General features: G+C 34.6%; 18 protein-coding genes and 1 pseudogene. 7 read left to right on the top strand and 12 right to left on the bottom strand.

All coding sequences use genetic code 11. The features are described 5' to 3' along the window. Positions 1-121: 121 nt before the first annotated feature. Both ACQKM9_RS19530 and ACQKM9_RS19525 read right to left on the bottom strand, forming a co-directional pair. Positions 122-574, bottom strand: coding sequence for a DinB family protein (locus ACQKM9_RS19530; protein WP_427736047.1), 453 nt, complete (start codon positions 572-574; stop codon positions 122-124). Between the two features lie 60 nt (positions 575-634). Further along, positions 635-1,102, bottom strand: a pseudogene (locus ACQKM9_RS19525) (AraC family transcriptional regulator); the annotation flags it as partial. Between the two features lie 278 nt (positions 1,103-1,380). Here ACQKM9_RS19525 and ACQKM9_RS19520 point away from each other — a divergent pair. Together ACQKM9_RS19520 and ACQKM9_RS19515 are read left to right on the top strand one after the other, a co-directional pair. Beyond that, entirely contained in the window at positions 1,381-2,769 is a 1,389-nt protein-coding gene (locus ACQKM9_RS19520; RefSeq protein WP_427736041.1) for a TldD/PmbA family protein, read from the top strand. Between the two features lie 3 nt (positions 2,770-2,772). Next, positions 2,773-4,116, top strand: a complete 1,344-nt coding sequence (locus tag ACQKM9_RS19515) for a TldD/PmbA family protein (RefSeq protein ID WP_427736040.1) — start codon at positions 2,773-2,775, stop codon at positions 4,114-4,116. Positions 4,117-4,196: 80 nt separating this feature from the next. Here the strand turns inward: ACQKM9_RS19515 and ACQKM9_RS19510 are convergent, their stop codons facing one another. The 5 genes from ACQKM9_RS19510 to ACQKM9_RS19490 are packed head-to-tail and all read right to left on the bottom strand — an operon-like array spanning position 4,197 to position 7,543. After that, positions 4,197-4,622 (bottom strand): OsmC family protein, encoded by a 426-nt coding sequence (locus ACQKM9_RS19510; protein ID WP_427736046.1) that lies wholly within the window; start codon positions 4,620-4,622, stop codon positions 4,197-4,199. Between the two features lie 20 nt (positions 4,623-4,642). Next, positions 4,643-5,389 (bottom strand): amino acid ABC transporter ATP-binding protein, encoded by a 747-nt coding sequence (locus ACQKM9_RS19505; protein ID WP_427736038.1) that lies wholly within the window; start codon positions 5,387-5,389, stop codon positions 4,643-4,645. Positions 5,390-5,401: 12 nt separating this feature from the next. Then, positions 5,402-6,043, bottom strand: coding sequence for an amino acid ABC transporter permease (locus ACQKM9_RS19500; protein ID WP_427736037.1), 642 nt, complete (start codon positions 6,041-6,043; stop codon positions 5,402-5,404). Between the two features lie 9 nt (positions 6,044-6,052). Beyond that, entirely contained in the window at positions 6,053-6,877 is an 825-nt protein-coding gene (locus ACQKM9_RS19495) for a substrate-binding periplasmic protein (RefSeq protein ID WP_427736036.1), read from the bottom strand. An 18-nt stretch (positions 6,878-6,895) separates the two neighbouring features. After that, positions 6,896-7,543, bottom strand: coding sequence for a TetR/AcrR family transcriptional regulator (locus ACQKM9_RS19490; RefSeq protein WP_427736034.1), 648 nt, complete (start codon positions 7,541-7,543; stop codon positions 6,896-6,898). 228 nt (positions 7,544-7,771) lie between these two features. Between ACQKM9_RS19490 and ACQKM9_RS19485 the strand changes: the two genes are divergently transcribed. Together ACQKM9_RS19485 and ACQKM9_RS19480 are read left to right on the top strand one after the other, a co-directional pair. Beyond that, entirely contained in the window at positions 7,772-8,101 is a 330-nt protein-coding gene (locus ACQKM9_RS19485; protein WP_427736033.1) for a DUF3889 domain-containing protein, read from the top strand. A gap of 241 nt (positions 8,102-8,342) precedes the next feature. Continuing rightward, positions 8,343-8,501 (top strand): DUF1540 domain-containing protein, encoded by a 159-nt coding sequence (locus tag ACQKM9_RS19480; RefSeq protein WP_427736031.1) that lies wholly within the window; start codon positions 8,343-8,345, stop codon positions 8,499-8,501. Positions 8,502-8,676: 175 nt separating this feature from the next. Here the strand turns inward: ACQKM9_RS19480 and ACQKM9_RS19475 are convergent, their stop codons facing one another. Continuing rightward, entirely contained in the window at positions 8,677-8,907 is a 231-nt protein-coding gene (locus ACQKM9_RS19475) for a hypothetical protein (protein WP_427736029.1), read from the bottom strand. Positions 8,908-9,241: 334 nt separating this feature from the next. Between ACQKM9_RS19475 and ACQKM9_RS19470 the strand changes: the two genes are divergently transcribed. Continuing rightward, a complete protein-coding gene (locus ACQKM9_RS19470) occupies positions 9,242-9,868 on the top strand; it encodes a class I SAM-dependent methyltransferase (RefSeq protein ID WP_427736028.1) in 627 nt (208 codons plus the stop codon). 153 nt (positions 9,869-10,021) lie between these two features. Here the strand turns inward: ACQKM9_RS19470 and ACQKM9_RS19465 are convergent, their stop codons facing one another. The 3 genes from ACQKM9_RS19465 to ACQKM9_RS19455 all read right to left on the bottom strand — a co-directional run bounded on the left by ACQKM9_RS19465 (position 10,022) and on the right by ACQKM9_RS19455 (position 15,873). After that, positions 10,022-13,186 (bottom strand): SNF2 helicase associated domain-containing protein, encoded by a 3,165-nt coding sequence (locus ACQKM9_RS19465; protein WP_427736026.1) that lies wholly within the window; start codon positions 13,184-13,186, stop codon positions 10,022-10,024. Between the two features lie 290 nt (positions 13,187-13,476). Next, complete coding sequence (locus ACQKM9_RS19460; RefSeq protein WP_427736045.1) at positions 13,477-14,142, bottom strand: formylglycine-generating enzyme family protein; 666 nt, start codon at positions 14,140-14,142, stop codon at positions 13,477-13,479. Positions 14,143-14,661: 519 nt separating this feature from the next. After that, positions 14,662-15,873 carry an ATP-binding protein gene (locus ACQKM9_RS19455; protein ID WP_427736025.1) on the bottom strand — a complete coding sequence of 404 codons (1,212 nt, stop codon included), beginning with the start codon at positions 15,871-15,873 and terminating at the stop codon, positions 14,662-14,664. A gap of 324 nt (positions 15,874-16,197) precedes the next feature. Here ACQKM9_RS19455 and pgeF point away from each other — a divergent pair, with 324 nt between their 5' ends. Continuing rightward, positions 16,198-16,962: a peptidoglycan editing factor PgeF gene (gene pgeF, locus ACQKM9_RS19450; protein WP_427736024.1), complete on the top strand. Its 765-nt coding sequence runs from the start codon at positions 16,198-16,200 to the stop codon at positions 16,960-16,962. 86 nt (positions 16,963-17,048) lie between these two features. Here the strand turns inward: pgeF and ACQKM9_RS19445 are convergent, their stop codons facing one another. Beyond that, on the bottom strand, positions 17,049-17,636 hold the full coding sequence (locus tag ACQKM9_RS19445) for an NAD(P)H-dependent oxidoreductase (RefSeq protein WP_427736023.1): 588 nt from the start codon (positions 17,634-17,636) through the stop codon (positions 17,049-17,051). A gap of 118 nt (positions 17,637-17,754) precedes the next feature. On the opposite strand from ACQKM9_RS19445, the gene ACQKM9_RS19440 reads away from it, so the two are divergent. After that, the gene (locus tag ACQKM9_RS19440) at positions 17,755-18,186 is read left to right on the top strand and encodes a MarR family winged helix-turn-helix transcriptional regulator (protein ID WP_427736022.1); all 432 of its coding nucleotides are present in this window, start codon (positions 17,755-17,757) and stop codon (positions 18,184-18,186) included. Positions 18,187-18,277 lie beyond the last annotated feature (91 nt).

Raw genomic sequence — 18,277 nt, 5'->3', positions numbered from 1 at the left:
TGAACCGCTTGAATACGTTGTTCAACTCGTACTTTTGCCATAAAAAAACCCCCGTAAAAGTTAGAATGGTGTCTAACTTTTACGGGGCAGTTCAATATTAACACGGCTTAACTCCTGTTTCTTATTTCACCTGAAAATCTTTAGAGTACTTACTATTAAAAAATGCAATTATTTGCTTTTTGTGATGGTTATCATGCCAAATAAAACTACTAATATAGCTATACATTGAAAAAGGCGCACCTGAATCTGGGTCAACTTCATCTCCATTGATTTTAAATTGCACATAAAATTCAGCGTCAGATTTGCCTTTTAATTCGGCTACTAGACGTTCTCTGCCTTCTACAAATTGATCTATTAGGCTCATATCAGATATACCTGATAAAGCATAGTTAGACGCCTGATCATTCAATTTTTGAAAGTCTATACTCTTAATATCAGCATTCTGTTTCATATTTGGCAGGATTTCTTCCAGTACATATTTATCCCAATATGCTAAGTGCCCAATAATTTCTGCTACAGACCATTTATCTTTTGCAATAGGTTTGAAAAAATCATTCTCAGAATGCTTTTTCAAGCTAATTACCCAATCTTGTGCCTGCTCAAATTCTGTAATTAATTCATCTTTAGATAGCTTTTTCTTAATAGGTACATACAAATCGACTTTGCATTTCCCATCTGGATCATCTAAAGGGTTATTCATACTAAATTCAAGGCAAACCTTATCATCTGCAACATAGTCACTTTGAGGTATCCAATCTCCAAAAACGGCTTGATAAGCGTTTGCTAATTTATCAGGTGTATCATAGAACTGGTATAGAGCATACAGTCCCCCTGTTATTGTTTTAAATTGTATTTCCGAGTGCTCTTCTTTTACAAAATCCTTTGGTAATGTAATACAAGCATCGTGTCTACACAATTCCGGAGCTACAAATTCAGGATTATCAATAGACAGTCCTATATAATTTTGAGTGGGTGGAAATAATCCATTCCTCGCTGCCCACTCCCCTAGTCTTTCCCAATGATTACTAGGTTCAAAATAACTTCCAAAATGCCTAATATAAGCTACCTCATAGTCTGGAAGATTTTTAATCATGATTTTCATTTTCTAATAACCTCCAAAAATTCAACTTAACATTAACTTCTATATTTAATATAAATATCCTTTTTTATTAAGATGTTTTTTCAAATTAACGTGATATTGTCGTCATTCTATGTCTATTATTATTCTTCTTATTACTAATAAATCTCTAGTATACTGACTTTACTAACTATGGTGATCAATAATGCTATTGAAAATTAATTTTAATTATACAAAAAATCCAATAAATACAAACCAAATATTACATATTACGCTATAATTTAGTAAAGGGGGCAAGGTAAATGATCAAACAATCTATTATTGAAAACGTGCTTAATGCGGCTCTTTCTACGGGGGGTGACTTCTCTGAAATATTCATTGAAGATAAGTATGTAAATAACATTGCATTACAAAGTAACAAAATAGAAAAAAGTATATCTGGTCGTGATTTTGGAATAGGTATACGTATTTTTTCTGGTCTTCAAAGTATTTACACGTATACGAATGATATATCTGAAGAAGGCTTGTTACTCGCAGCTAAGCGGGCTGCACTTGCTATAAAAGGCGGCGGAACAGGTACGATTCACCCGCTCCAAAAAGAGATATTTAACCCAATTCACCAAATCGCGCAAATGCCTCAAACTGTAGAACATGCAAGGAAAGCTTCTATTATGAGACAGGCAAATGAAATTGCTAGAAATTATGATGAACGCATTCGTCAAGTTGGTATACGCTATATGGACGAAGAACAAAACATCCTCATTGCCAACTCAGAAGGAAAGTTTGTGGAAGACACTCGTGTTCACAGTAGACTAGCCATTCAAGCAACTGCTTCAGACGGCAATGAACTGCAAACTGGTTTCTACGGACCTGGTGCTCATGCCGGATTTGAATTTATGGAAAACCTAGATTTGACTCACTATGCAGGAGAAGCAGCACGTATAGCAGTAACAATGCTACATGCAGAAGAATGCCCTAGTGGGAAATTCCCAGTAATCATTGACAATGAATTTGGTGGCGTTATTTTCCATGAGGCTTGTGGACACGGACTAGAAGCCACAGCTGTCGCAAAAAACAATTCAGTGTTCTCAAATCGAGTTGGTGAAAGAGTTGCACCAGAAATCGTCACCTACATTGATGATGGCACCCTAGCAAACGAATGGGGTTCACTTAATATTGATGATGAGGGTGAGAAAACAAGAAAAAATGTCTTAATTGAAAATGGTATTTTAAAAGGTTATTTAATTGATAAATTGAATGCACGTCGTATGAAAGCTGAATCAACTGGCTCTTCACGCCGCCAGTCTTATCGCTTCAGTCCGACATCACGTATGACAAATACGTATATCGCTCCAGGTATATCAACACCAGAAGATATTATCGCTTCAACAGAGTATGGCATTTACGCAAAATATATGGGTGGAGGTCAAGTTAATCCAGCCACTGGTGACTACAACTTTGCAGTTGAAGAAGCATACATCGTAAAAGATGGAAAAATTACACACCCAGTACGGGGAGCAACACTTATAGGGAACGGAGCAAAAACATTACAGTTAGTTGATCGCGTTGGGAATAACCTTGCACACGGCGCAGGTATGTGTGGAGCGATGAGTGGCAGCCTTCCAGTTAATGTCGGCCAGCCAATGATTCGTGTCAGTGAAATTACTGTCGGTGGAACAAAGGGGGAATAAGTAATGAAAATCACTGAATTTCAAGAAAAACTGCTTCAAAAAGCAATGGAATCCGGTTTCAAAGAAGCTGAAGTATTCTATGAAAAAGCTGAATCATTTCAATGTATGATTTTTGAAGGAGAAATTGATAGCTACGAAACATCTGTGGATGGTGGACTTAGTTTACGGGGTCTTTATAACGGTAAAATGGGTTATGCCTATACAGAAAAAACCGATGAAGATTCGATATCATTTTTAATAGACAATGCAAAAGCAAATGCAGACGTGCTTGATGAGGATGATGGAACGGATATTTTCGAAGGAAGTAATGAATATACAATCTATCAATCTTATAGTGAAGAGCTTGCGAATGTACAAACCTCTGAAAAGATAAAGTTAATAAAGTCTATTGAAGAGAAAATACGTGCATACGATCCGCGTATTGTAACACTCGACTATTGTGTACTTCATGATTTTTCAGGAGAACAATCATTAGCAAACAGTAAAGGTCTTTCATTAACAGAGAAAAAGAATGGGCTTATCATATTCGTTTCAACAGTCGTTAAAGACGGCGAAGAAATGAAAACAGGTAGCTTCAGGAAAATGACTCGTGATTTCCAATCGCTCGATGCCGATGAAATTGCCAAAGAAGCTGCAGAAGAAGCATTATCTAATCTCGGTGAGAAATCCATTGCGTCTAGAAAATATCCTATAATAATGCGCCATAACGCAGCTGCTTCATTACTTTCAATATTTACGCCTATCTTTTCAGCAGAGAACGCGCAAAAAGATCAGTCACTTTTAAAAGGAAAAGTGGGAACACAAGTTGCATCAAATTTAGTGACAGTACTAAATGATCCATTCCACCCAGAGGCACTGTCTGGATCAAGTTTTGACGGAGAAGGTGTTGCTACAAAAAAACAAGCAATTATTTCAAATGGAACTCTTGAAACATTACTCCATAACAGGAAATCAGCAAAATTAGATGGCTGCGAAACAACAGGAAATGCATATAAACCTTCTTACAAAAGCACGCTCTCTATCGCACCACAAAATATGTACATTGCAACAGGTGAAAGAACTTTAGATAACTTACTCGTATCAGTATCTGAAGGAATCCTTATTACAGACTTGTCTGGTCTTCATTCTGGCACGAATACAATTTCTGGAGATTTCTCCGTTGAGGCGACTGGTTTCCATATTAAAGAAGGTAAAATTGCTTCGCCAGTTAAGCAAATGACCATTGCAGGTAACTTCTATGAATTGATGAAGGATATTGAGGAAACCTGTACAGACCTTTACTTCCTTCCAGACGGCTACGGTTCCCCTTCACTACTTGTTAAGGAACTTTCCGTTACAGTTGATTAATAAGCCAATCTAATATGTAGACAAAAAATCATTGAATACAAAAAAAGCTGCCTATATCCTAGGCAGCTCCTAAATAAATTTTATTCAGTTATCGCTACTTCCTCACCGTTCAACAATAAACGATAAGTAACTTCAGCTTTCAAAGAGGCAGAAACTGCACAATACTTCTCTTCTCCAAGCTTAATTGCACGTAAGACTTTTTTTGCATCTATATCGCCTTTTACATCAAATAATAAAGTTGCTGCTGTGAAAGCCGTTGGAAGTTCTTCACGTCGTTCACCATCTACTGTAATTTCGATAGAATCGATTTTATCTAAATGTGGTTTTAAAATCATTGTAACATCAATACCAATACAACCTGCTAAAGAACTAAGTAACATTTCAGTTGGTGTTGGAGCTTTACCTTCGCCTCCATAATTAGCAGTTGCATCCATTACCATTGGGTATCCTGTTGGTCCTACTGCTTCAAAGGCACGTCCACCTTGCCATTTTGCTTTTATTAGCATATTAATCAACCTTTCTTCCATTAAAATTCATTTACTTTTGCTAAAAATTTCTGAGCACGTTCTGTCGATGGTTGGGTAAAGAATACTTTTGGTTCTGCATCTTCGACAATTTGTCCGTCTGCCATAAATAGTATACGGTCTGCCACATCTCTAGCGAATTTCATTTCGTGAGTGACAATCACCATCGTCATACCCTCTTCAGCAAGTTCTTTCATTACTTGTAAAACTTCACCGACTAGTTCTGGATCCAGTGCAGATGTTGGTTCATCGAATAGCATAATTTTTGGTTCCATTGCAAGTGCTCTAGCAATGGCTACACGTTGTTGCTGACCACCTGATAATCTTGAAGGATAAGCATCTTCTTTCTCTTGTAAGCCAACACGCTTTAATAATGCAGAAGCCATTTTTTGGGCCTGCTCTTTTGATTGTTTTTTCACGACTAGTAAAGCTTCCATAACATTTTCAATAACCGTTTTATGCGGATACAGATTGAACTGTTGAAATACCATTCCTGTATCTTGTCTTATGGAGTGAATTGTTTTTTTGCGATCCTTTTTCGAGTCTGTTGCTTGCAATAAATGATTATTAACAGTAACACTACCACCAGTGATAGTTTCGAGTCCATTTAAGCAACGCAAAAATGTACTTTTCCCTGAACCACTTGGTCCAATAACAGCAACAACTTGATGGGCAGGAATCGTCAATGAAATGTGCTTTAAGACTTCATTTTGATCGAAGCTCTTTGACAAGTCTTTTATTTGTAACATTATGTTCCCCCCTTAATAGACCGATAATCTTTTTTCGATTTTATTTAATATAAATGTAAAGACTGTACTCATAATCCAGTACATTAATCCAATTGCTAAATAGAACGGCATATATACATAATACTGTGCTACTAGTAGCTGAGCAGAACGCATAAGTTCCGTTACCGTAATGACTGAAACTAAAGATGTTTCTTTTAACATACCAACAAATGTGTTACCAAGTGGTGGAATGGCATAGCGAATCGCTTGTGGAATAACTACACGACGCATCGCCTGTGCTTCAGTCATCCCTGTTGCAAGTGCCGCTTCTGTTTGACCAGTTGGTACAGATTGAATTGCACCACGGAATGCTTCAGAAACATAGGCACCAATATTAATACTTAACGCAATATAAGCAGCTGTTAAAGCATCTAATTCGACCCCATAATCTACAAGCCCATAATAGACGATGACTATTTGAACAAGTGGCGGTGTTCCTCGAATAATCGATACGTAAACTCTCGCAATTCCGCGGAAGAAACGATTGCCCTTAATGCGAGCAATCGCCGTTATTAAACCGATTATTAAGCCAAAGAACATTGATACCACTGTAATTAATAGTGTATAATAAGCACCTTTTAGTAAAAAAGGAAGATTATCAATAACTATATCCATCTAAACTTCCTACTTTCCTAAATCTGCTTTTGGTTCTTCATCAAACCATTTTACGAAGATTTCTTTATATGTTCCATCTTTTTTCATATCAGCTAATGCCTTGTTCATCGCTTCAACTAATTCTTTATTACCTTTTTTCACTGCAACTGCTGCTTGATCAGATTTGATTGGCTCACCGACAGCTTTCACTTTAAAACCATTCTTTTCAATGATTGGTTTTAATGCATATACATTATTAATTGTTGCGTCTACACGGCCTGAATCTAAATCTTTTAACGTTGTGATGACATCATCATATGTGTTAATTTTGAAGTCCCCGACTTTTGGCATTAATTCATTTCGTAAAAATGCTTCGTCATTCGTACCGAGACCAACACCGATTTTTTTACCTTTGAAATCTTCTACTGCCTTAATAGAAGTATTATCCTCTTTCACAATAACTTTCACATCATTTGTAATATATGGTGCAGTAAAATCAACTTGTTTTTCACGATCTGGTGTAATCGTTACTTGACTTAATAAAGCATCGAACTTTCCTTTTTGTAATCCTGGTATTAATCCTGAAAAATCTTGTGCTACAAATTTTACTTTAACATCTAAACGTTTTGCCAATTCTTTTGCAATATCGACATCAAAACCATCATATTCTTTATCTGAATTCATGAAATTATAAGGTGCATAAGTTCCCATAATCCCTACTGTCATTTCACCTTTTTCTTGAATTGCGCTTAATGTATTGTTATTACTTTCTTTTTTTGTCTCACTATTGCCACATGCACCTAAAATAAGTGCCGCTGTTGCAGCTAAAGCGAAGAAAATTTTACCTTTTTTCATTATGTTTTCCTCCTTTGATTACATACCAAACAGTCCAAAAAATTCAAATTGAACGGTCTTTTCAACAAGCTGCTCTAACTCTAATTGTTGCCACTCCTCATTCGCAGAATGAAATAACCATCTTGACAATATGCCTTCCAACAAGCTCATAACAAACACTGAATGTAATACGGGATCTACTGGACGTGTTAACATTTTCAAGGCAGAAGCTCTTCGAATATTATTTGCAAAAGCTTCTTGCATCTCTTTTTTTATCAAGTCCACTTGTTGTTGCAAAATCGGTTGAGAATGGATTCCTTTAAGTAGGATTCCCATAAAATATCGATTTTTCCCCGCAAAGTGAAAAAGTTGTTCAAAAAGATTTCTTGATGATATGTATGCATCTTGAACAGAAGCTTTTTCTACTCTATAACCCATTGATATTGTATGTAAAATTGCTAACCGTCCATCATTCAACATTTCAATAGCAATCATTTCCTTACTTTTGAAATACCAATAAAATGTTCCCTGGGATACATTAGCTTTTGCAACAATGTCAGAAATCTTTGTGTTATCGTAGCCTTGTGTTGCGAACATTTCTAAAGCAATCGAAAGTAGCTGTTGTTTACGTTCTTGTTTGCGTTTATCTTGTGTTTGAATGTTAGTCAACTCCCTCGACTGATCCATCAGTCAATTAAATCCTATAAGATTACTAAGTTTTAGTCAACTATTATTACTTAAATTAACTAGTTTTTTTATATTTTTTATTTACAACTAAATATTACTTACATTTCCCTCATAGTTTGGCCATTTATTTATTGTCTAAATACTAAAAAGTTTTTCAAAAAAGAATACTAAATACAGAATGCTTTTAAGCAAATTACTCATTCTATACAAAAGGAGATGAGTTCAAATATGCGAAAAACGTTTATTGCACTTGGCATTTTTATTATTGCTAATTCAACACCAATACATACACTAAATAGCGCTCATGCGCAACAAGATGTTCCAACGTACGTTAAGTGGGGAAAGCTCGCTTTAATAGAAACTCATTCAAAATATCCCAATGCAAAAATAATTGACTACCTTCATCAAGGTAGAGAATCGAAAAAAGATACAACAATTGAAAAGTTTAAGTTATGGTTAAAAGTGGGAAACAGAGAATTCGGTGTTTTTGTGAAAATTGAGTTTACTACCGATACAGAAAAAGTAGTTAAAATTGAACTTCAAGAAACTTCTAAGTAAGCCATCACAGTAGAGTCAAATACGCTTTATAGTTCTTCTTTCTTATAGAACTTTGTTAGATCATTCTTTAGTTTCGTTTGTAAATACATTTTGTTCTATTCTGGTTTTTAGAAGTTCAAGGCTTAAGGAGTTAGCATCTATAACCACCGTAGTACAGAAATTGTTTTTGCTGCCCTTTCCTGAATTAAGTATTAATCACTTCAATTTTGTTAAAGATAAACGAAAGAGGAGGTGTGATACTATGACTCAACAGGTTCTTTGCGAAGTGAATAACTGTACGTATTGGGGCTCTGGAAACAAATGTACTGCTGAAGCAATTTATGTAGTAAGTCAAAAAGGTAAACAAGCATCTAATAGTGAAGAAACGGATTGTAAAACATTCGATCCGGAGAAACACTAACTTTCTTAGGGGACTGACTAATAAGTACCTAAAATAAAGGTTCTAAAGGAAAACGCACTGTTTTTCTTTAGAACCTTTTTTCGTTTTTTTCTCTATATAAAAATTCAAAGAAATAGGGCTACTCCCAAAATACGATAATCACCGCATTTTTAGGAGTAGCCCCTTCTCACTTTTGTTATTTATAAGAATTAACATTTTCTTTTTTTAATAATAGATAGTGAGCATTCTTCACTTTTTCCTCTATATAGTCCAACGAGTAATTCCCTAAAGGATCAGTTAAGTCACCGATTGCTCGAGATAGGTTGTCAATCACAGGACTTAAGGTATCAAACTGCTTCTTCTCTTTACTAGTATTTATCTCATCCATTATTTCATAGGCAAGTTGCTGAATCTTCCGTAATCGCATTTTTTTTGTATGAATAAAATACTCCTCCTCAACACACCAACTTATTTTGTTTCAATATATGGCAAACATTTGTACTTCATGAGTAAATCCTAATAATAAATCCATTGCTTTTTTCTTGCTTACAAATTAACCAATTAAAATTGATACTAAAATATGGTATTAAAAAATTCAGAATTATGTTAATATTATTTCAACTAAGAAAGGTGGGGTTTATGATGAAAAACATTACTACTATTCAATATCATAAGAACTTAGGAGAACTGATGGGCGACTAATCAAGCATTAACTTTTAAAGCCATGTTTGAAAGCTCGTTCATATTATAGGAGGAGCATCATGCTAAATAAACAAGGATTTGATTTGTGGGCAAATGATTACGATCAAACTGTACAAGTAAGCGAAGATAATAATTTGTATCCATTTGCAGGATATAAAAATATATTAAGTACTATATTTAATGAAATCATGCAGGTAAAGCAAGCAAAGGTATTAGATATAGGGTTTGGGACAGGTGTTTTAACAAATAAACTATACGAAAATGATCATCACATTGATGGATTAGACTTTTCTGCGAATATGCTAGAAATAGCCCAATCTAAAATGCCACTAGCTAACCTGATGGAGTGGGATATTTCTAATGGTTTACCTGAGCAGTTACATGGTAATAAATATGACTTTATTGTAAGTACGTATACATTACACCACCTATCAGATGATGAAAAAGTGTATTTTATTAAGAGCTTACTACCTTTGCTGTCTGAGAATGGAAAAATATTAATCGGCGATATCGCTTTCCAATCACGAACAAATCTTGAAAATTGCAGAAATGATAGTATTAGCTATTGGGATGATGATGAGTTTTATTTTGTTTATGACGAAATAAAATCATCATTACTTGATGTAGCTAAATGTGAATTCCAAGACATTTCTCACTGTGGTGGTTTATTTGTAATTTCAAAGTAAATAATTTTAACAGGATGAATATTCTGGTTCCAGTAAAGTCATCGTTATGATTGTGGCTAAATCATGTATATACGCAAACTAATTAACACAAACAAATCCTCCAATTCGCTAAGAATTTGGAGGATTTGTTTTCTATATTCCCTTTAGATGCATCTATTCAATCATTAAAATCTCCCGAATATCTTGTTCTGTCATAGAGGTCAAGGAATCATCGCCCGACTGAATTACTTCGTCAATGAGATGCTTCTTTTTCTGCTGAAGCTCATATATTTTCTCTTCTATCGTACCTTTTGACACCAAACGAATTACATGTACTTCATTTGTTTGACCCATACGATGTGCTCTGTCTGCAGCCTGTTGCTCGACTGCAGGATTCCACCAAAGATCATAAAGTATCACTGTATCAGCACCAGTCAAATTCAAACCTGTGCCTCCAGCTTTTAAGGAAATAAGAAATATATTCCCTTCTCCATTATTAAACCGCTCACATAATTCTACGCGATCTTCCGGAGGCGTTTGTCCATCTAAGTAAAAATAGGGTATACCCTGGTAGGCTAAATGGTGTCTGATAATGCTATGCATTTGAGTAAATTGTGAAAAGATCAGTACTCGTCTACCTGAATTACGGCATTCTTCAATTATCCCCTTCAATTGTTCAAACTTTGCCGAACCTCCTGTATATTCATCAACGAACAATCCAGGATGGCAACAGATTTGACGGAGTCTTGTCAGACCAGATAAAAATTTTATACGATTTTTTTGAAAACTGCCATTTCTTAAATGTTTCAAAGCTTCGTTTTTCAACTCAGCTAAATAAGCGGCATATAATGTTTTCTGCTCATCTTGAAACTCCGAGAATTGCATTGTTTCAATTTTATTTGGCAACTCTTTCAAAACCTCTTTTTTCAAACGTCTTAATATAAATGGACGTACTCTTTTTGCTACATTTTCTCGACTTAATTCGCTAAAGGCTCTTCGATTTGGCAACAACTCTGGGAAGACGACATGAAATATTGACCACAGTTCATCCAAAGAATTCTCTATTGGCGTTCCCGTTAGTGCAAACCGATAATCTGCCTGAATCATTTTCACCGATTTAGCAGTCTTGGTAACTGGATTTTTAAAGGTCTGCGCCTCATCCAAGAATAATGTATGAAATTTCTCTTTGCGGTAAAGTGATGCATCCATTCGTAATGATGGGTACGAAGTGATGATAACATCGGCACCAATAGACTTATTCCACAAAGAAACTCTTGTCGCTTTGTTGCCATCAATGATTTGTACATTTATATGAGGCGTAAACTTGTCTAATTCATTTTTCCAATTATAGATGAGAGACGAAGGTGCAATGATTAATATCGGCAATTTTCGTGTTCGAACATCCGGTAGAACTGATTCGATGAAAGCAATGCTTTGTAGTGTCTTCCCAAGCCCCATATCGTCCGCAAGAATGCCACCGAATTTATATTTGGCTAGCATTTTGAACCAACTGAAACCTACTTTTTGGTAATCGCGAAGCACTGTAGTTAAAGTACTAGGCACTGTATTTTCGACCTTCTCTGGATCCTTTAAGTTTTTCATAAGCTTGGTGAAATTTTCACCCGGATCGACTAAATTACCTTGATCAAGTGAATCTATTAATTGCATTCCTTTAATTAATGGGATTCTGATTTCTTCTCCAATGATATCTCTAGCAGACAGTTCCAAATCACTTACAACTTGGTATAGTGCTAAAAATTCAGGTGTTTCCAATGATACTAACGTGCCATTTGGTATTCGATAATACTTTCGTTTTTCCTCCAATGAAGTGAGTATCTCTTGAATTTCTGATTCTGAAATGCCCTTGATGTCGAATTGGAATGCAATCCAATCTGTTCGCTCACCTACTTCGACTTTTATCTTTGGTCCCGTATACCCTTTATGAATCCGCATTTTCACTGAAGTTGTAGCATAAATTTGAACCGATTTTTCTAATTCAGTGATGTTATGGTGCAAAAATTGATACTCTGCTTCTTCATCATATAAGTAAAATCCACCTGACGTTTGAGTAAAGGAGCTTTCAAGTAGTAGCTTGATAATTTGTTCTTCTTTTGTTCGCTGACGCTTAATCCCTGGAAAATGTGGAAAGGGTTGCTCTGCTTCTTCACAAGGGTTAATAACGACTTGATCATAATGGAACTCCAAACCTGCAAGCAATCTATGCCTTACACGGTCCAGAAATAACTTGGCTCGCAGTGGGGTTTCCCCCATTCTTTTTGAAACGGATTCTGCAATATTTACCTGTCCTAGTTTCATCAAGCCAGGTATGATATTCCTCATAAAATGATCGATTTGATTTTCTGAAATAACGAGCTGGTGTTTTCCAGATTGATCCAACATCCCTTTTAATTCTGCTAATCGATGACAATCTTCCTGAAGAAGTTTGAACAATACGCCTTCTGAAAAAGCATAGCCATAAGCTTTTATAACGTTTATCTCTTCAAGACCTTTAACATTCAGGCGGTAGTCCACTGTATTAGCCTCATCAAATTCAAAACTTAAAGGAAGATCTTTTCCAATTTGTACCCCTTTATAAATATTATCCCCTTGCATGAATCTTACTGCCGGTGCAACAGCTAATAAAGGAAGCAACTGCTCCCAATCAGTCGCAGAAATTAAAACCAACTCATCTTGTAAGTCAATATTACTTTTTACACGTTGACTCCTTATCAAAAATTGAAGGACGTCATCGGATTCTCTTGGAAAACTGTGGAGCTCAGGAACATAAACCAATCCCTGTGCATATTCAAACGGTTCTCTTAGCTCTAATTCACGAAAAAACTGAGTTACTTTCGAGATGTTATGTAATACATTAGTACCTAACCTTATCTCAATTCCAAACACATACTCCATATTAGGAAGTAAAACTGGCAAGCAAGTAAATTCAACATTAAGTGACTGTCTATTGTCAAAATGTAATCCCTCGCCACTAGGTTGCTTCAATTTATTTTCAAATAAGCCCAACATTCTGGTAGTCAAGGCATTTTCAACTTGCTGCTTCTTTTCAATAGCTAGTAGGACAGCCGCAATATGCTGACAGTACGTTTTCACAAATCCTACTGGCGGACAACTACACTGAGCTACAATTTCCCCATCGGCATCTTTTCTCACCGTGACGTCAAAATCAGCTCCGGCTTTTACATGGGCTACTATGATCGAATCATCTTGTTGAAAGGGATCAAGATTTACTTTTCCAGCTTGATAATAAGATTTACCCTTTTTAAAAGCGACTTCTCCACATAAAATTTTTATCTTTTTTTCATTCATTGAAAAATCCATCTTTTGGTCCTTTCTAGGCTTTCTTTCATACTTTACTCACATTCTTGTTTAATAACTTATTATTCATTTTCTCATACAAATCATCTGGAGCAAAACATGTTTACTTGTCATACATATACGGATATGACTATTAGTAGGATTTTTATGAAATTCGAATAACAATTCATTACTCCCTTTAGGTTTATTAATAGCTTTATTAAGTCTTTATGTTGTTTTGGGATCAAAAAAACTGCCAACAAAGTGACAGTTAGTTGTGATGTAAACCTAGAAAGTTGGGTTATTTGTAGAAGTTACAAAGACTTAGCAAGTCTGAATCCAAGGTCATCTATGCAAAACGAAGGATGGCTACGACGTCGACAAGTTGCTCCACATCCCCTTGCCTTTTCAGCCCAGCTACCTCCTCGGAAAATTCGGTAGGAGCCGTACACTTGTTCGTCGTATAAATCAAAGCACCACTCCCAAACATTTCCTAACATATCATATAGTCCCCATGCATTCGGTTCCTTTCTTCCTACTTCATGGATTTTCCCTCCTGAATTTTCGTTATACCAGGCAATCTTATCAAGCTCTCCGTATCTATAACCCGTAGTCCCTGCCTTACATGCATATTGCCACTCAGCTTCTGAAGGAAGTCGAAAGCCATTTGATCCCCAATCACAAATAATGATTTCACCATCATTACTTTTAGAATAGCACTCTTTCAGTCCAACTTTTTGTGAAAGTAGATTACAAAAAGAAATTGCATCATACCAAGAAATATTCACAACCGGTTTTAGATTCCCGTCAAAGGAATTAGTCGATTTATTTGTAATGGCATTGTAAAGGTTCATAGTTACAGGATAATTTGTAAGAAGAAACGGACTTATTTCAACATTCCATTTACTTTTTAATCTATCGTCTCTTAATTCTATTTCTCCACCTGGAATTTTCACCATTGGAAAGTCAATGGAATCCATTATTCTTTTTGACACTCTACCTACCTCCTAATTATCTTGATATGTTAGAAATCACACAGCTTAGAACTATTGGATTAATACAGAATTAGTGGTAATATTCAGGAATTATTTGTTCATTAGTTTAACTAAGAATACGTTGAACCCTGTAATATCAAGTTGTTCTCAATTAATGAAAACATGTAGTATTAGCAAAAGTTTTTATTTTTTAAGTCATGTTCTCATATCCCTACTATCTAATTAGAGGAACTACACCAAATAATGCTACAAATTCTTTGGTGTTACTCCATTAAAGTAACCTTCCTATTTTCAGACGATTACTAAGACATAGAACTAAAGAAAAAATGACCTACCCACGGGGCAAGTCATTAGATTGGCGTACAGACAAGTCTACTTCATGATTCAATTGAGTAAAGGAATTGCTGTTGAGAATTCCATAAAATAATAATCAATATATTTCAAGTTTCCTCATTTTATTCATCACTAGTAAAATGTAGATCCTATGCCATCTTATTTAACAGTCTAATTTTTCGATGGAAAGCGAATAGTTACAATAGTTCCTTCATTTATTGAACTTTGGAATTCAATTGTTCCATTATATTTTGCTGCTATATTGTAGCAAATCATCATACCTAAACCAGTCCCTTTACTTTTTAGAGAGTAAAAAGGTGTACCAAGACATTCTACTTCCGTTTCTGACATTCCATGCCCATGATCTATTACTTGAATCTCTACAAAATCTTGCTTCATTCCACCAGTTACAATAACAGACTCCCCAATTTCAGAAGCCTCAATTGCATTTTTTATAATATTGATCATTAATTGTTTAAACTCTATCTTGTTAGCTGCTATGTAACAATCTTTTTTTACTTCTAATTCGATATTATTATTATTTAATAGCCCATAAGAATTTAGTAAGTCAGTTACGCTTTGAAGAACAACTTTTAAATTCACTGATTCAATATCTTGTTTTTTATCTGGCTTTGCGATAGACAAAAATTGAGAAACCACACTCTCAGCTGTATTTAATTCATCAATCATTAAAGCAAATTTGCTCTTTACATCATCATTAAATTGAGGATCTTGTTCAAATAACTGCAAAAAACCTTTAACAACCGTGACCGGATTTCTAATTTCATGCGCAACAGCAGCTGCTAATTGACCTGCTGTTTTCAAACGCTCTGCTTGTTTTATTTGTTCATAATATAATTCTTGTTTTTTCACACGTAGATTTGTTAGATAGAAAATAAAGTATATGAGCGCTTGACTACCCACATAGTTAATAAAATTACCTATTAAGTCTTGTTTAATATAAATAAATTGATTACCGTGATCAAAAAACGCAATAAAACCGAAAGTAATTACTACTAATATAGAGTTAATAAAAATAGAAAAATAAAAAAGTTTTGAATCAAAAAACATAATCGCAACGGCGGGTATAAAACAAACGAAAATAAAATTAGACCAAGTCTCTGGATATAAAAAGAAAATATTATAATAATAGATGAACGCTTCAATAATAATGATTGTTCTAAAACGATGCGTTCCATACTTTGGATAGAGTAGTAAGCTTAAGGAAATAATCACAACAATAGATAGGTGGATAATAAAACCAACACCTAACTCTCCAATATGGGGGTTCTTAATCAACAACCCCATGGTCATAATCGTTATTACTATTAGTATTGTAAAATAATATAATCTCTGATTATTACTTTTATAATTCTTAAACATACAAACTCCTTTTATTAATATTTCAACTTTTCTAGTAGCTCGTAAAATGTCTCATGTAAACGAACACATAGAAAAAAGAAGCCTTTTCTATGAAAAATGAATTCACCACAAACAAATCACAGAAAAAGATCTTCCACTTGATTAAGTTTACAACAGTTATTGTCCAAGCTCTAGTAAAAAATGAAGATATTAGGAAGGATAATATTACTAATCACGAATCGAATGTATATGTTGAGTGAATTTCCAGCAGCAATATGACAATTTTCATTTTGTTTGTCATATACATCAGTAAGCCATTATTGTATATTAAAGTAAGGTGATGATATGAAAACAAACATATATTTAAACAATGAGAGATTAATTGCAGGAATAACCTTAAAAGATGAAACTGTACTTGAAAGCAACAACATGGCTCTTCATGCATGTGTAAACCAAGATGATGTGATGGAGAATCGTAGAAAATTAGCCGCTTCGTTGAATTGTGATGTTGAAACTTTCGTCTGTGCCAGTCAAACACATAGTTCGAATTTGCATAAGGTAACACTTGCTGATAAAGGCCGTGGTGCAGATTGTACTGATACCGCTATTACGGATACAGACGCTCTGTATACTTATGAACCGAATCTATTATTATGTTCCTTTACTGCGGATTGTGTCCCTGTGATTTTTTATAATGAAGTAACTGGTCTTATCGGGGTTATTCACTCTGGATGGCAAGGTACAGTAAAAGAAATATCATTGCACGTTTTTAATCATTTAATACAAATCGAAAACTGTAATCCTAATGATTTGCATATTCATATTGGTATGGCTCTTAGCCAAGAGAAATTTGAAGTTGATGCTGATGTATATGTAAAATTCAAAAACCTAGGCTACGCAGATGATTTTATCTATTTTAATGATAAAACTTACAAGTATCATATTGATAATCAGCAAACAGTGAAAAAACAATGTGAACTTGCAGGAATCCCGGCTGATCGAATTACAATTGATCAAACATGCACTTTTATAAGCCCTGATGGATTCTCCTATCGTCAGGATAAACAAGCTGGCAGACACTTAAGTTTTATAATGAAAAAAGACAATTAAAAAAGATAAATAATGCCGGCTCAAATTTATTACTTTGAGCCGGCTTCTTACTTTAAACTATAATACTTATCTCAAACTGAGAAATCTTACATTTCTACTTTTTTGAAATATTGATAAACTTTTTCTAATTTTTTTGTTTGTCTTCCCTTTGGACTTTCCATATTCCCAAATTCGAAAAACTTCACTTTTTTGATCCCCACATAATTAAATAACGCTTTTTTCATCAATACTTTATGTGCGTTATTCAACCATAAAAGTGGATACTTTGTAGGTCCCTTCATAGTGGAGATACAGACAACAGACTTTCCTTTCAAAAGCCCTTCTGGAAACAATCCCTTCTTATCTTTGTAGGCGAAATTCGATGCAAATAATTGGTCAATGTATCCCATAAGCATTGATGGAGGTCTCCCCCACCAGATTGGATAGACAAAAACAATTTTGTCTGCCCAAATAATTTGATTACGGTATTTTTCTAATGATGGCTCACGATACATATCTCGTCTTCTTTTATTCTCATGAAATACTAGAAGTGGATCAAAATCTTCTTCATATAAATCTAATATCTGTAACTCTTTGATGTTAGGATTCTCTTTGCTCCCTTTAATAACTTCTTGTAAAAATGCATAGTTTAAGCTTTTATGATTTGGATATGTATAAATTACCAATATTTTCATAATGCACCTCTTCACTTATCATTTGATAACTAAAATATACAGTTGATTCATTTTGTTGTCAAATGATAATTGTAATATGATAATATTTTTGTTATCTTCACAGTAAGAGGTGAAATTTATGGACAAAAATGCTCTCTTTAATAAATGGGTTTCATTTACAACTTCTGTTCATAGTGTGACACATGAATTAACAAAAGACGCTAAATCTGATGCCATCACGCCAGTGCAATATAACATTTTAGAATCTATTACAGTAAGTCAGAAGCCTGTTACCCCTAGTGAAATTAGTGATTGCCAACATTTATCTATGCCAAATACAAGTCGAGAACTTAAAAAGTTAAGTGAAAAAAATCTAATCGAAAAGTTAAGTGATACAAAAGATCGACGGAAGCAATATATTCGTCTTTCAAAAAATGGGGAAGCTATGATGAACGAAACATTTAAGTTAGTTGAATCTCGCTTCCAAAATCGCATAAAACATGCTTCTGTAGAAGATTTAGAGGATATTGACCGTGCATTAGACATTCTTCAGTCAAAACTGTTTTACTAACAGAAATAAAAAAATTTAGCTCCTCAGTAAAAAGTTGTTCGCTTACTGCTGATCAACTTTTTATTGAGGAGCTATTTTAATAAGAATCCAT

The sequence above is a fragment of the Viridibacillus sp. NPDC093762 genome, from assembly GCF_050279675.1.
Lineage (GTDB): Bacteria > Bacillota > Bacilli > Bacillales_A > Planococcaceae > Viridibacillus.
Note: the sequence above shows the minus strand (reverse complement) of the source record. Positions and strands in the feature narration are given on the sequence as shown.

Coding starts and splice junctions, on each gene's coding strand:
- ACQKM9_RS19490 (WP_427736034.1), bottom strand. CDS start 7,543: ATGGATCAGTCGAGGGAGTTGACTAACATTCAAACACAAGATAAACGC.
- ACQKM9_RS19440 (WP_427736022.1), top strand. CDS start 17,755: ATGGACAAAAATGCTCTCTTTAATAAATGGGTTTCATTTACAACTTCT.
- ACQKM9_RS19515 (WP_427736040.1), top strand. CDS start 2,773: ATGAAAATCACTGAATTTCAAGAAAAACTGCTTCAAAAAGCAATGGAA.
- ACQKM9_RS19505 (WP_427736038.1), bottom strand. CDS start 5,389: ATGTTACAAATAAAAGACTTGTCAAAGAGCTTCGATCAAAATGAAGTC.
- ACQKM9_RS19485 (WP_427736033.1), top strand. CDS start 7,772: ATGCGAAAAACGTTTATTGCACTTGGCATTTTTATTATTGCTAATTCA.
- ACQKM9_RS19475 (WP_427736029.1), bottom strand. CDS start 8,907: ATGCGATTACGGAAGATTCAGCAACTTGCCTATGAAATAATGGATGAG.
- ACQKM9_RS19460 (WP_427736045.1), bottom strand. CDS start 14,142: ATGGATTCCATTGACTTTCCAATGGTGAAAATTCCAGGTGGAGAAATA.
- ACQKM9_RS19455 (WP_427736025.1), bottom strand. CDS start 15,873: ATGTTTAAGAATTATAAAAGTAATAATCAGAGATTATATTATTTTACA.
- ACQKM9_RS19520 (WP_427736041.1), top strand. CDS start 1,381: ATGATCAAACAATCTATTATTGAAAACGTGCTTAATGCGGCTCTTTCT.
- ACQKM9_RS19480 (WP_427736031.1), top strand. CDS start 8,343: ATGACTCAACAGGTTCTTTGCGAAGTGAATAACTGTACGTATTGGGGC.
- pgeF (WP_427736024.1), top strand. CDS start 16,198: ATGAAAACAAACATATATTTAAACAATGAGAGATTAATTGCAGGAATA.
- ACQKM9_RS19500 (WP_427736037.1), bottom strand. CDS start 6,043: ATGGATATAGTTATTGATAATCTTCCTTTTTTACTAAAAGGTGCTTAT.
- ACQKM9_RS19510 (WP_427736046.1), bottom strand. CDS start 4,622: ATGCTAATAAAAGCAAAATGGCAAGGTGGACGTGCCTTTGAAGCAGTA.
- ACQKM9_RS19445 (WP_427736023.1), bottom strand. CDS start 17,636: ATGAAAATATTGGTAATTTATACATATCCAAATCATAAAAGCTTAAAC.
- ACQKM9_RS19470 (WP_427736028.1), top strand. CDS start 9,242: ATGCTAAATAAACAAGGATTTGATTTGTGGGCAAATGATTACGATCAA.
- ACQKM9_RS19495 (WP_427736036.1), bottom strand. CDS start 6,877: ATGAAAAAAGGTAAAATTTTCTTCGCTTTAGCTGCAACAGCGGCACTT.
- ACQKM9_RS19465 (WP_427736026.1), bottom strand. CDS start 13,186: ATGGATTTTTCAATGAATGAAAAAAAGATAAAAATTTTATGTGGAGAA.